The sequence below is a fragment of the Kocuria rhizophila DC2201 genome, from assembly GCF_000010285.1.
Taxonomy (GTDB): domain Bacteria; phylum Actinomycetota; class Actinomycetes; order Actinomycetales; family Micrococcaceae; genus Kocuria; species Kocuria rhizophila_A.
In genome coordinates, this window is the sequence record NC_010617.1 from 2512377 (window position 1) to 2525113 (window position 12737).

The following is a 12737-nucleotide window of genomic DNA, read 5'->3' on the forward strand; positions in this document are numbered from 1 at the left end:
GTCGAACGGGAATCAGGGGAGCAGCGGAGCTGCGCCGGACTGTCCGACTCCTTGTCATCGGCCGAGACGAGCGCACCGAGGTGCGCCGGGGGCCGGTTGTGTTGAGATGTCACGGAACAAGAATACCGAATCTGCACCCCCGGCCCGCGGCTTGTGTCAGTCCGTGCGACCCAGGATGTGCTGGGCGCAGCTGCGGAGGTCCTCGGTGCGGAAGCGGTAGCCGCTGGCCAGCAGCTTGGACACGTCCACGCGCTGGCTCGCGGCCACGAGCTCCTCGGTGGCCTGGGTGCCCAGCAGGGCCTTGGGCCCGGCCAGGGGCGTGGGGACCACTGCGGGCCGGTGCAGCACCCCGGCCACGGTCTTCGCGAACTGCTTCTGGCGCACGGGCTGCGGCGCGGCCACGTTGAACGGGCCCTCAGCGTCCTCGCTGAGCGCCAGGTGCGCCACCGCGCCGGCCATGTCGTCCAGTCCGATCCAGCTCTGCCACTGCTGCCCCCCGCCCAGAGGCCCGGACAGTCCCGCCTCCATGAGCGGCAGCTGGGGCTTGAGCAGCCCGCCCGTGGGCGAGAGCACCAGCCCGGTGCGGATGTTGACCACGCGCATGCCGTAGGCGGTGGCCCCGTGGGCGGCGCGCTCCCACGCACGGCACACCTCGGCCAGGAAGCCGTCCCCGGAGGGCGAGTCCTCCGTGAGGACCTCGTCCCCGCGGCCAGTTCCGTAGTAGCCCACGGCGGAGGAGACCACCAGGGCCCTGGGGCGCTTCTCCGCGGGCACCTGACCCAGGGCGCGCACCAGCAGCTCGGTGCTATCCACTCGGGAGTTCATGATCTTCTTCTTGTTCTCCGCGGTGAAGCGGGTGGCGATGGACGCCCCGCCCAGGTGGACCACCACGTCCACACCCTCGAGGTCGTGCGGGTTCAGCACGCCCTTGTCCGGGTCCCAGCCGATCACGCCGTCCCCGGTGGACGCGCCGCGCTTCATGCGGATCACGGTGTGCCCGCCGGTCTCCAGCAGCGCGCACACCTGCGTGCCCACCAGACCGGACGAGCCGGCCACCGCAATGGTGAGCCGGGGTCCGTCGTGCTGGTCGTGGAACGCGAGGTCCGCCTTCAGCTGCCGCTCCCGGTAGGCGAAGATCCGGTTGAGCTGCGGGGTCATCACGCGCTCCCCCACGTCGTTGAGCCTGCCCGCCCACTGCGGCAGCGGCCGCACGGTGACCCGGTCCTGGATGAGCGTGCCGCCAGCCTCCGTCTCTTCGAAGACGTGGCGGTGCTCCCACTCCCCCAGCGGGCCCTTGGCCATGCGGTCCGTGAAGTAGTGCGGCGGGTCCCACTCCCCGTGCTCAGCGGTCCAGGGCAGGTGGACCATGCCGAACGTGCCCGGCACGGACACCCCCAGTTTGGCCTCGGAACCGGGTTCGATCCCGTCCGAGGGCGCCTGGCGCACCTGGTCCGGGCCACCGCCGAACGGCGGGGTCAGACGGGGCAGCGCCCCGGGGCGCTCGTGCCACGCGAACACCTGCTCCCGCGGCTGGGTCAGGCGGGTCTCGTGGACGTATTCGTGGGTCATGGCGCTGCCGTTTCCGTTCACTCGTGGGGCGGGTTGCTGGGGTCGATCAGCCGTTCTGGGGCACCTGGTCCACCAGCTCGTCGTCGCCGGGCTCGGCCGCGGGGGTCACGCGGCGCACCTGGCGCGAGTCCAGGACGCGTTCACGACGCCGCGGCTCCAGTGCCACCGGAGCACCCGTCTCCAGGGACTCCAGGATCGCCGCGTTCACGCGGACATCCAGCAGACCCTCCTCCCCGTCAGGCTCGGGGGCCACCCCCTGGCGCAGGCAGTCCACGAAGTACTGGGTCTCCCCGCCGAACTGCTCCACGGGGTCGTGCGCGAAGCTCTCGGAGGAGCCGTTCTTCGTGAGCGTGTACTCGATGCCGGTGTCCGGGCCGAAACCGAAGCACGGCTCCGCGGAGATCTCGCCCTCGGTGCCGGACACCGTGAAGCGCTCCACGGACTCGGACGCGTAGGAGATGGTGAACTGCGCGAGCCGGTCCCCGGGGAAGGTGAGGGTCACGGCCACGGTGTCGTCGAAGTTGAACTCGCGGCCCGGGGTGCGCACGCCCTTGGCGTAGACCTCCACCGGTTCGTCGTGGAAGAGGTTGCGCACCATGTTTTGCGGGTAGGTGCCCAGGTCCGGGATGGGGCCGCCCCAGTAGCCGGAGTGGCCGCGGTGGTTCTCCTCGGTGATGTCCTGGGAGAACGCGGCGGTGAAGTAGCGGGGGTCCCCGATGACCTTCTGGTCCCGGACCTTCTCGATCATCTCCACCGTGCCCGGCTCCTGGTGCAGGCGGTAGGCGAGCATCAGCGTGGCCCCGCTCTGCTCCGCGGCGTCGATGATGGCCTGGCAGTCCCCCACGGAGGTCTCCATGGGCTTCTCGAGCAGCACGTGGATGCCGGCCTTCAGCGCGGGCTCGGCGAACTCGCGGTGCCGGAACACGGGAGTGGCCACGTAGACGGCGTCCACGTCGCCGGACTCCAGCAGCGCGGGGTACTCCTCGTAGGAGTGCACGGCCACGCCGTACTCCTGGCCCAGCTCCTCGGCCTTCTCCGCGCTGGAGGTCACCAGCGCGGAGAGCTCGGCGCCCTCGGTCCGGTCCAGACCGGGGATGAACGCCTGCTGGGAGATCTGTCCCACGCCCACCACCGCAAAGCGGACCGGGCGGTCGTTCGGGATGCTGGCAACCATGGTGGTGAACCTCCGAGGGGTCGAGACTGCGGGTCACACCCACCCGTCAGTGGGCTGATGACGTGTTCCGCGTCCACTGTAGGCAGGCCCTCCGGCGCGTGTCAGCGCCCGTTCACCCACCGCGCACAGGCGCGGCATCCTCGCCGTTTCCCCGTGCCCGTCACCCGTTGTGGACCCGCCCCCGCCTCGTCCCGTGCGCCGTCCCGCACGACGACGCCGCCGCGGCCTTCCCTGCGCGGGCGCCCCGGGGTTCACCCTCCGGCCCTACAGCTCCCGCGCGTTGGCCAGCACCGGGATGGACGTCCGGGTGCGCTCCACGAGGTCCATGTCCAGGTCCACGACCGTGTAGTCCGGGGCGTCCCCCAGGGAGGCCACCACGGATCCGTCCGGGGCGGCGACGAGGCTGTGCCCCACCCCGCGCGGGGCCTTCTCCGGGTTCTCCACCCCCGCGGCGAGCGGGTTCGCCTGGCCCACGGCCACCACCCAGGAGGTGGTGTCCAGTGCGCGGGCGCGCGCCAGCAGCTCCCACTGCTCCACCTTGCCCGGCCCGTCACCCCAGGACGCACCGACCACGGTGACCGTGGCGCCGTCGTGCGCGAGCCGGGTGAACAGGCGCGGAAAGCGGATGTCGTAGCACGTGGCCACACCCACGGTGGTGCCCCCCACGGGGAAGGTGACCGGTTCGTCGCCGGGGTCCACGGTGTCGGACTCCAGGAAGCCGAACGCGTCGAAGAGGTGGATCTTGGCGTAGCCGCGCACGGCGCCGTCCGGCAGGGCGATCAGCGTGGTGTTGCGCACGCGCTCGCCGTCCCCGGGGGTGAACATGCCCGCGACGATCGCCACCGAGTGCTCGTGCGCGAGATCGGCGACGGCGCTCGCCCACGGCCCGTCCAGCGGCTCGGCAACGTCCGTGAGGCGGCGCCCGAACGCGAACATCGTGGCCTCGGGGAGTACGAGCAGGCCCGCGCCGTCCTTGCCCGCGCGCCGCGCGAGATCCGCTACGGCCCGCAGGTTTTCCGCGGGGTCGTAGGTGCTGAGCAGCTGTCCGAGGGCGATGCGCATGCCTGCCACCCTAGAGGCCCCGGCAGCCTGCGGAAAGAGCAAAGCACGCCAGTGGAACGGTGTCGTCCGTGCGGGATCTGTGCTTATCCTCGAGACCCGCGCCGGGCCCCCGGCACGGGCGTCGACCCCGGAACGAGGACTGCATGGCCCGCAACCGGACCGCTCTCTTCGCCGTCTCGGCCGCGTGGCTCGCCGTGCTGCTCGCGGTGGTTCTCGGCCTCGTGCTGGGCGGACCGATGGTGCCCTTCGCGGTCCTCGTGGGGATCGTCGCGGTGGCCGTCACCGGGTTCTGGGCCGTGCGCCTCAACCGCGGCCAGCAGTAGTCGCGGGGTCCTGCTCAGGCGTTGCGCGCGATCTTCACCGCGCTGACGATCAGCGGGATCTGCAGCGGCAGCCGCCCGTACGCGATCGCCTGCCGGGCGGGTGCCGCATTGCGCGAGTCCCACGCCATCTTCATGTTCCCCGGCCACACGCCCACGAACAGCGCTGCGGACACCGCCCCGCCGATCCTGCGAGTGCGCGGCACGAGCAGCAGCGCCGCGGTGGCCAGCTCCGCATATCCCGAACCGAGGGACCACTGCCGCGCGGTGCCCGGCAGCTGCTCCGGGATCAGCGCGTCGAACGGTTGCGGTTTCACCAGGTGCAGCACGCCCATCCCGGTCAGAGCCAGCCCGGAGAGCACGGCGGAGCGGTTGGCCTTGCGGCGAGTGGTCGTCAGTGTCCTGTTCATCCCCTCACCGTACCCATGCGCCTCGCCGCGGGGTTCGCAGGTCCACCCGCAGCGGTCGGCGACGCCGCTCGCGCCCACCGCGCGCCGCACCCGTGACCCTCGGGCCCAGCGCTCCGTTCGGCGCGGGGCCGCCCACCCCTCGAGGACACCTGCCGTACCCGCAGCTGCGGGCAGGCCGTCGGAGAACTCTGCCGGGCGGCGTCGTTCCCAGCGCCGGACGCGCGCCCTACGCTGGGAGGCGAGCAGCGACGTCGTCGAACGAGGAGGCGGTCATGGACCCCTTTGTGACCCCGCAGTGGCTGGCCGAGCACCGGGACGAGGTGGTGCTCGCGGACGCGCGGATGTACCTGGACGGGCGCAACGCCGAGGCCGAGTACCTGCAGGGGCACCTGCGGGGCGCCGTGTTCGTGGACGTGGGCGCGGACCTCGCGGAGCACGGGCGCCCCGAGGGTGGCCGGCACCCGCTGCCCACGCCCGAGCACTTCGCTGCGGCCATGTCCCGCGCGGGCATCGGGGACTCCACCACGGTGGTGGCCTACGACGACGCCGGCGGCGTGATGGCCGCGCGTCTCGTGTGGATGCTGCGCACCACCGGCCACCGTGCCGCCCTGCTGGACGGCGGCCTGGACGCCTTCCCCACCGACGAGCGGGAGCGGCACCGCACCGTGCTGCCCACCGCCGAGTTCACGCCCGCCCCGTGGCCGCGCGAGGCACTGGCCACCATTGACGAGGCGACCCACGGTCCCGTGGTGGTGGACGCCCGGGACCGCACGCGCTTCGCCGGGCACACCCCGGACCCCGTGGATCCCCGCTCCGGGCACATCCCCGGTGCCGTGAACGTGCCGTGCCGCGAGCACCTGCGGGAGGACAGGACCCTGCAGCCCGTCGAGGCGCTGCGGGAGCGTTTCGAGGCCGCCGGGGTCACGGACGCCTCCCGGATGATCTCCTACTGCGGCTCCGGGGTCACGGCGTGCCACAACCTGCTCGTGGCCGAGCACGCCGGACTGGGCAACGGGCGACTGTTCCCCGGCAGCTGGTCCCAGTACTCCCACACGGACCGCCCGGTGGAGACGTCCCCCACCAGCTGAACCGACCGTCAGGCTACTGACACACTCCCCACCGCAGTGCCAAGATGGAGCACACGACAGTGGCTCAGGCCACCCCGACAGCAGGAGGCATCACATGACTCAGCAGCCCGAGAACACGGACCCCATCGCGTCGGCAGGCCAGATCGACGACCCCGACCAGCCCACCACGGTGCACGGCAAGGACGACTCCCGCGCCGGGCGCGACACCCAGCCCGACGAGAGCTCGGCGGACGGGGACCCCGAACAACCGGGCTCCCGGCACCGTTCCGCCGGGGCGCCCGTGCGGGGCGACGCCGCCACGGCCACCTCCGCGCCCCACGGCACCGCCCGGGACGGTCGCACCGTCGAGGACGAGCACGGGGGCAAGCCCCCCAAGGCCCTGCGCGAGACCGGCTTCCCGGTCGTGGAGGAGGGCACGGTGGATGCCCAGCACAGCCGCGATGTGGACTCCGAGGCACTGGCCGGGACCCGCAAGTTCCAGCCGCGCCCCGGGGACGCCAACCCCAACATCTCCGACAATCCGCAGGACCGCCTGGACCACGCCGGCCAGTCGGAGCACGCCCGCGGAGCCGGTGAGCGCGCGTCCGGCGAGGGTGCCCGCTCCGGTGCGGACACCGTCCGGGACGAGACCGCTGCGGCGGCCCACGTGGCCGGTCCCCGCGGGGGCGTGCCGGACGGGGCCGTGCATGTGGAGGCGGATGCGTCCGAGACCGGGCGCCGCGTCTCCGGTGGGCCGGGCGCGGAGCACAACACTGCGGACGGGCATGACCCCCGGGCCGGGGACGAGGACAACGACGCCTCGCAGTACCAGGACCCCCGGGACGTGCCCGAGGTGGAGCCCGTGCGCCACTCCCAGATGGTGGAGGACCGCGTGCAGGAGCAGGAGCGGGACTACGACCTCGGCACCACCGAGGACGGCGAGCGCTACCTCACACCGAGGGACACCCCGGAGGTCTGAGCACCTCAGCCCTCGAGGGCCCGCCCGACCCTGGGCAGGCCCGTCCACGCCCGGCCGGAACGCCTTCCGGCCGGGCGTCGTCGTGCTCGGCGCCGGGACCGCCCGCGGCTCATCGGACAGGTTGTCCCCCGAAGAGCGGTGACTTCTTGCCCGCGCATCACCGCAGGTCAGCTCGGGAAACTCTGCCGATCGGCGGGCACTGTATGCAGGTGCATCATCACGACTCGGTTACGGCCCCGATGTGATCTTGCGCTCGCCGCCCCCGGTTGCGAATCTGTTTGCTATGGCGAAGCGAATTCACTCCCGGACGTGGCTGGCCGCGGCCGCGGTCCTCGGCGCGGTCGCGGTGACCGGATGTGCGGGCGGGCCCTCCCCGGAGCCCCAGGGAACCACTGCGACGAGCAGTCCCGCGAGCGCGGGCGGCTCCACGGAGAGCGCGCTGCCGCAGGCGCAGGGCGTGACCCCGGCGGAGGCGAACAGCGCCGACACCTACGAGCTCACGCAGTCGTACACGGACCCGGACAAGCTGTTCACGGTCAAGTACCCCAAGGACTGGACCGCGCAGCAGAACCGGGGCTACCTGGAGCTCACGAGCCCGAACGGGAAGGTCACCGGAACGGTGGCCTCCACCAAGGCCCGCCCGCCCAAGGGGGACTGGTTCACCCGGCCGTCCCATCCGCTGATCGGCCACGAGACGCCCCTCGGTGAGCAGCTGAAGACCAAGGTGTACACGTACGCGAGCTACATCGCCGCGCCCTCACGCAAGGACACGGGAGACTCCGTGCTGTGGGGCCTCACCGAGTCCGACAACAAGGGGATCGTGCACCTGAAGAACAAGGGCAACCCTGCGGAGCTGTGGGCGGAATTCCACTACGGCCCGGTCAACGAGGGCAACCGGCCACTGTCCCAGCGCAAGGGCGTGGAGCTGGTCAACGAGATCAACCAGACGGACGATGCCGGCACCGTGGACGCGATCCTGAAGTCCGTCCGCGCCGGCGCGTAGGGTCCCCCATCACCCACGGTCCGTCATTGCGGGGCACACCGAGCGGGGAGAGGAACCGGCGCGGTCATCCTGGCAGCACACCGAGCACCACGTTCACCGTGGCCGCCAGGATGACCGTGCTGAAGATGTAGGACAGCAGGCAGTGGCGCAGGATGATGGCGCGCAGGCCCGTGGTCACCACGTTGTTGTCCGAGACCTGGAACGTCATGCCCAGGTTGAAGGAGAAGTACAGGAAGTCCACGTAGCGCGGCGCGTCCTGGGTGTTGAAGTCGATTCCGCCCGTGGGCTTTTTGTAGTACTCGTGGGCGTAGCGCGCCCCGTACATCAGGTGCAGCATGGCCCACGTGAGCAGGATGCCCAGCAGCCCCAGCACGGCTCCGGTGGTGCGGGCCTCGGTGCCTCCGCGCACCAGGATCACCATGATGGTCAGAAGGTTCACCAGGGACAGCGCCACCACGAGAGCCTCCTGCACGATGGGCTGGAAGTCCTCCCGCACGGAGTTCTCCCCGGTGCGCTCGGCGGACATGGGCCACAGCACGGACACCGCCATCACCACGTAGGCCAGGGACACCGCGCACGCCCCCACCAGCGCCACCAGCAGCCCGTCCAGGAACAGTGCCGAGGCGGCCCCGGCGGCCACCCCGATCACCACTGCGGCGGCAAGTCGCACGTGGGCGGAGATGGGCCGCCGGTCGGTCGTCGTCATGCGTCCAGGCTAGTGGGCGCGCCCGGGCGGCGTGGCGGCGTCGTTGCGGTGACTCCGGTGCAGGCGCGGCCGCGCGCCCGCTCCGGCAGGTCCGTGAGGCAGGGTGCTCAGCGCAGCGCCACGGGGAGGCTCTCGAGCAGCCGCAGCCAGATCTCGGAGACCGTGGGATAGCTGGGCACGGCGTGGCGCAGCAGCTTCACGGGCACCCGCCCCACGATCGCGATCGTCGCCCCGTGCACCAGTTCGGTGGCCTCCGGTCCCACGAACGTGGCACCCAGGAGGCACCCCGAGTCCTCGTCCACCACCAGTGTGGCGCGCCCGGCGGCGTCGTCCCGCAGCAGGGCGGCACCCGCGGCACCGGTGATCGGGGCCTCCGCGACGACGACGCCGTGCCCCGCCTCCCGCGCTTCGGCCTCGGTCATGCCCACGGCACCGACCGGGGGATCGGTGAACACGGCCTGCGGCACGGGAACGGGACCGTCCGGGGCGGTCTCGTGCCGTCCGGCGAGCCGGGAGCCGAGCACTCGGGCCTCGTACTTGCCCCAGTGGGTGAGCAGGGCGGTGCCGGCGGCGTCCCCGATCAGGTGCAGCCAGTCCGGCAGCCGCCCGGCGTGGGCGTCCTCCGGGGTGCCCCCCACGGACTCCAGCCCCAGGTCGGTGAGGCGCGGTGTGCGGCCGGTGGCCACGAGCACCTCGTCCACCTCCAGCGGATCGCCCGTGGTGCGCAGCCGGACCGTGCCGCCGTGGATCCGGCCGAGACCGGTGTCCCGTGCGTCCTCGCGGTGGGCGGTCTCCACAGTTGTGTTCAGCCGCACGTCCACCCCGGCGTCCTCCAGGCCCGCGCGGACGAGCTCCCCCACGAACGGTTCGTTCTTCGCGAGCAGCGCGTCGCCGCGCACGAGCAGCGTGACGGAGGAGCCGAGCGCGGCCAGCCAGGTGGCGGCCTCCACAGCCACCACGCCGCCGCCCACGATCGCCAGGCGCGGCGGGACCTCCACGACCCCGGTGGCGTCCTTGGAGCTCCACGCGTGCAGACCCTCCAGGGCGGGCGGGACCACCTCGACGGAGCCGGTGGCGATTACCACCGCTCGCCGGGCGGCCAGCGTCCGCTCGCCGTCCGGACCGGTGACCCGGACGGTGCGGGGCCCCGTGATCTCGCCGTGCCCGCGCACCACGCGCAGACCGGCGCCCTCCGCCCAGCGGACCTGCCCGGCGTCGTCGTAGTGGGAGACCCACGCGTCCCGGCGCGCGAGCAGCTCCCGCACCCGGACGGCCGGGGAGTCCACGCCGTCCAGGTGCGCGGCGGTGCGCGCCACCTCCACGGGGCGCAGCAGGGCCTTGCTGGGCATGCACGCGTAGTAGGAGCAGTCCCCACCCATGAGGGCCTCCTCCACGATGACGGCGGAGAGCCCGCCCTCGTGGGCGTACTGCGCCACGTTCTCCCCCGCGGGCCCGCCGCCGATCACGACGACGTCCGCGACGTCCTCCGCGCTCGTGCCGGTTTCCGGGGTGCTCTGGTTCGCGGTGGTCATGAGGGCTCCGTTCGTCGTGGGTGTGGGGCGAGTCTAGATGGATGGTGCGCACCGCTGTTCCCGGGGCGGCCCCGGCGCTGGTTGCCCAGCCGCGTCCATGCGCGGGCGTGTGCGATGCTGACGAGATGACTGAGCTGACCCGCCAGGAAAATGTCTTCGTCCTCGACATCAGTGACTCGCCCGAGGGCGACCACCGCTTCACCCACGAGCGGATCCAGGCCATCGACGCCGCGCTCACGCAGGTGGAGTCCACACCGGGGGATCTCGCGCTGGTGATCACGGCGCAGGGCAAGTTCTTCTCGAACGGTCTCGTGCCGGATCTGTTCGTCGAGCCCGGATACGGCAAGGCGTTCCAGGGGCTCCTCGCCCGTCTCCTGGTCCTGGAGGTCCCCACCGTCTGCGCGGCCAACGGCCACTGCTACGGCGGTGGGCTGCTGCTGGCCCTGGCGTGCGACGAGCGCTGCGCCCGGTCGGAGCGCGGGTTCCTGTGCCTCCCGGAGACCTCCATCGGGGTCCCGTTCACCTCCGGGCTAACCGCCCTGGTCTCCGCACGCCTCACGCCGCGCGAAGTCCACCGTGCGATGATCCTGTCCCAGCGCTACGACGCCCCCGCGGCCGCCGCGGCAGGAATTGTCGACGACGCCGTTCCCGGCGCGGATCTGCTGGCCCACGCCGTGCGCCGGGCCGGTGAGCTGAGCCCGCTCCGCGGCTCCGTCCTGGCCACGAACAAGCGGCGGCGGTACGCGGACGTGGTGGACGCGCTGCACCGCCCGGAGCAACTCACCGTGGAGTCGGACGCCTGAGCCAACCTCTTGATGCTGCGCGTACGCGGCGCACCACCCGAGTCACACCGTCTTCGCGCCAGCATGTCGCGGGACGGGTGGGACTGGCGCGGTGGGCTCACGCCCGCCCGTGTTCCACGGCCGGTGACAACTGAAAGAAGCCGCAGCACCCAACGAACGCAAGAAGTCAGTGCGCGATAGGGACAGTGGCGTCCCACGACCACGCGTCTAACCGAGGGCATGCGCCCAGGGGTGCTCGACCGCAGCTGTAGAGAAGCACGGCAGTGGGATCACCGGTGGGTGAGTTGGGGAAGAGCCGATCCAGTAGTGGCGTGCACAAGGTCGCGGGTGGCACCCATTGCAGCGAACCCAGAGCCGTCCGACACTCCATAGGGGTGCCAGCCCGTGGCCTCGGGCTGGGCGTTCTCGACGGCCAGCTCAAGCATTCGGCCGCACATGGCGATTGCGTCAAGAATCTGGCGGTTAGTTGCGTTCGGATCGATCACGGCGTCAATGGGCAGATAGTTGTCCTGGGGTTCGGCGATCATCTGGGACGCGTAGGAGAACAGATCGTCTGCCACGTGCGCCGCCGTGTCACGGCAGGACCACTCCACGTCGCCGGCGGGCACTACCCACGAGGTGTCCACGACTGCACTCAACAACGACCGCATGTGCATGACCGAATTGCCGAGCACTTTCGTCATCAAATCCATGCTTAGAGACTAGTGCCGCGGCTCCCCGCAGCACCCCGAGGTTTCTTCGCGTAGTTGGGTGTGAGGGGACGGAGACGCGCCGCCGCCCCCAGGGAGTCGGGCTGGGGTCACCGTGATCAGCCGGTTGTCATATGGCGCGGGCTGATCTTCTCCCCGAGGTGCACCGTGGTCAAGGCCGAGGAGTCATGGCTGTCCTCCGGGACCAACCGCATCTCAAAGATGGGCCTGTCCGCTTCCGCAGGCCATTGCGAGACGAGGCGCCGCGAACCGGGCCCTCTCCTCGGAGAGTTCGGCAGCAAGTTGCGGGCCGAGGGCCTCATCCGGAAGAGGGTGAAACCCCAGCTTCCGGTAGTAGGGGGCATTCCACGGGACGTCGGCGAAGGTGGTCAGCGTCAGCCGTTCATCGCCGCGGTCGCGCGCCCACGAGGCAACGGCATCGACCAGGTCTGCTCCGATGCGCTGCCCGGCATGATCTGGGTGAACGCTGACCTGCTCGAGGTGAGCGCTCCCGTCGCGCTCGACGGCTAGGGCGTAGGCCACGACCTGGTCGTCGACCGTGGCAACCCACACCCGGCCGTCCGATGCATGCCCCGAGAGTTGCTGAACATCGGGCAAGGGGTCGTCGGCAATCTCCGGCATCCCAATCGAGCGGAAAGCCTCTCCCGCGGCGGCTTCAATGGTCGGCAGGCTGAGCGCGTCTGCAGGGAATGCTAGACGAATCACGGGCATCTACTCAAAGACCTTGGGTGCTAAGACGGCAACGGGTAACGCCGTAGCGGATGAATAAGGACACAGCCGAGGCACGGGGAAAGCAGTCACTCGCGGTGTAATGCCTGCGCACGCTCTATAGCGTGGGCGATCTGCCGGGCTTGCGCGACCGAGTCCACAACAACCGCGTATCGATTTCCCGCACGGGTTGCGATGTCGACTCGGCCCTTCCCACCCGCGCTGAGTCGGACGCCACGGGGGGGACTTTGCTCGACCTGTCACAACCCAATTCACAAAGCCGTGATTGAGACCGTCGTCCTCGTGAGTACAGACAGAGGCGATGTCGGGCAGCAGCAGGGAGCGGCGATAGAGGGGTGCCAGGAGTGTCACTGTCCCGGCTTCCGGATCAACCGACACACCCACTGACAGCCCTGCCGATGCCAGCCAATTACCGCGGGACGTGACGTGCATGCGACCTGTGTCGCTCAAGCTTCACCACCCCGATCCTGTCTAGCGCATGTTTAATCTTCGCTCGGCGCACATACTAGTGACATCCACTACTGTCTGATACCTGGGGACTCGGACGAGATCACGATCATCCAGTCGTCCGCCCGCAAGGGCCTACGCACGTCCTGAGCGGCATCCCCTGGCCGGTCCATCCGGATGAGCATATGGCAGGGTGTCGAAAGTGGGGTCGCTGAATCGTCTCTAG

13 protein-coding genes are annotated in these 12737 nt (G+C 70.9%); 5 read left to right on the forward strand and 8 right to left on the reverse strand.

Features of this window, described 5'->3' with window-relative positions; translation table 11 throughout:
• Nucleotides 1-156 precede the first annotated feature (156 nt).
• The 3 genes from KRH_RS10800 to KRH_RS10810 all read right to left on the reverse strand — a co-directional run bounded on the left by KRH_RS10800 (nucleotide 157) and on the right by KRH_RS10810 (nucleotide 3805).
• Entirely contained in the window at nucleotides 157-1569 is a 1413-nt protein-coding gene (locus KRH_RS10800; RefSeq protein ID WP_041297432.1) for a TIGR01777 family oxidoreductase, read from the reverse strand.
• A 46-nt stretch (nucleotides 1570-1615) separates the two neighbouring features.
• Complete coding sequence (locus KRH_RS10805) at nucleotides 1616-2743, reverse strand: Gfo/Idh/MocA family protein (protein ID WP_012399252.1); 1128 nt, start codon at nucleotides 2741-2743, stop codon at nucleotides 1616-1618.
• A gap of 264 nt (nucleotides 2744-3007) precedes the next feature.
• Nucleotides 3008-3805: a carbon-nitrogen hydrolase family protein gene (locus KRH_RS10810; RefSeq protein ID WP_041297433.1), complete on the reverse strand. Its 798-nt coding sequence runs from the start codon at nucleotides 3803-3805 to the stop codon at nucleotides 3008-3010.
• Nucleotides 3806-3948: 143 nt separating this feature from the next.
• Between KRH_RS10810 and KRH_RS10815 the strand changes: the two genes are divergently transcribed.
• The gene (locus KRH_RS10815) at nucleotides 3949-4128 is read left to right on the forward strand and encodes a hypothetical protein (RefSeq protein ID WP_012399254.1); all 180 of its coding nucleotides are present in this window, start codon (nucleotides 3949-3951) and stop codon (nucleotides 4126-4128) included.
• Nucleotides 4129-4142: 14 nt separating this feature from the next.
• Here the strand turns inward: KRH_RS10815 and KRH_RS10820 are convergent, their stop codons facing one another.
• Nucleotides 4143-4535, reverse strand: a complete 393-nt coding sequence (locus KRH_RS10820) for a DoxX family protein (protein ID WP_012399255.1) — start codon at nucleotides 4533-4535, stop codon at nucleotides 4143-4145.
• Between the two features lie 272 nt (nucleotides 4536-4807).
• Between KRH_RS10820 and KRH_RS10825 the strand changes: the two genes are divergently transcribed.
• The 3 genes from KRH_RS10825 to KRH_RS10835 all read left to right on the forward strand — a co-directional run bounded on the left by KRH_RS10825 (nucleotide 4808) and on the right by KRH_RS10835 (nucleotide 7584).
• Nucleotides 4808-5623, forward strand: a complete 816-nt coding sequence (locus KRH_RS10825) for a sulfurtransferase (RefSeq protein ID WP_041297434.1) — start codon at nucleotides 4808-4810, stop codon at nucleotides 5621-5623.
• A 94-nt stretch (nucleotides 5624-5717) separates the two neighbouring features.
• Nucleotides 5718-6581 carry a hypothetical protein gene (locus tag KRH_RS10830; RefSeq protein ID WP_012399257.1) on the forward strand — a complete coding sequence of 288 codons (864 nt, stop codon included), beginning with the start codon at nucleotides 5718-5720 and terminating at the stop codon, nucleotides 6579-6581.
• 283 nt (nucleotides 6582-6864) lie between these two features.
• A complete protein-coding gene (locus tag KRH_RS10835) occupies nucleotides 6865-7584 on the forward strand; it encodes a hypothetical protein (protein WP_126341205.1) in 720 nt (239 codons plus the stop codon).
• A gap of 64 nt (nucleotides 7585-7648) precedes the next feature.
• On the opposite strand, the gene KRH_RS10840 is transcribed toward KRH_RS10835, so the two are convergent.
• Both KRH_RS10840 and KRH_RS10845 read right to left on the reverse strand, forming a co-directional pair.
• A complete protein-coding gene (locus KRH_RS10840; RefSeq protein WP_012399259.1) occupies nucleotides 7649-8290 on the reverse strand; it encodes a DUF1345 domain-containing protein in 642 nt (213 codons plus the stop codon).
• A gap of 107 nt (nucleotides 8291-8397) precedes the next feature.
• Nucleotides 8398-9822 (reverse strand): dihydrolipoyl dehydrogenase family protein, encoded by a 1425-nt coding sequence (locus KRH_RS10845; protein WP_012399260.1) that lies wholly within the window; start codon nucleotides 9820-9822, stop codon nucleotides 8398-8400.
• A 125-nt stretch (nucleotides 9823-9947) separates the two neighbouring features.
• Here KRH_RS10845 and KRH_RS10850 point away from each other — a divergent pair, with 125 nt between their 5' ends.
• Nucleotides 9948-10625 carry an enoyl-CoA hydratase/isomerase family protein gene (locus tag KRH_RS10850; protein WP_041297435.1) on the forward strand — a complete coding sequence of 226 codons (678 nt, stop codon included), beginning with the start codon at nucleotides 9948-9950 and terminating at the stop codon, nucleotides 10623-10625.
• Between the two features lie 269 nt (nucleotides 10626-10894).
• On the opposite strand, the gene KRH_RS11840 is transcribed toward KRH_RS10850, so the two are convergent.
• Entirely contained in the window at nucleotides 10895-11317 is a 423-nt protein-coding gene (locus KRH_RS11840) for a hypothetical protein (RefSeq protein ID WP_012399262.1), read from the reverse strand.
• 213 nt (nucleotides 11318-11530) lie between these two features.
• A complete protein-coding gene (locus KRH_RS10860) occupies nucleotides 11531-12046 on the reverse strand; it encodes a GNAT family N-acetyltransferase (protein ID WP_012399263.1) in 516 nt (171 codons plus the stop codon).
• Nucleotides 12047-12737 lie beyond the last annotated feature (691 nt).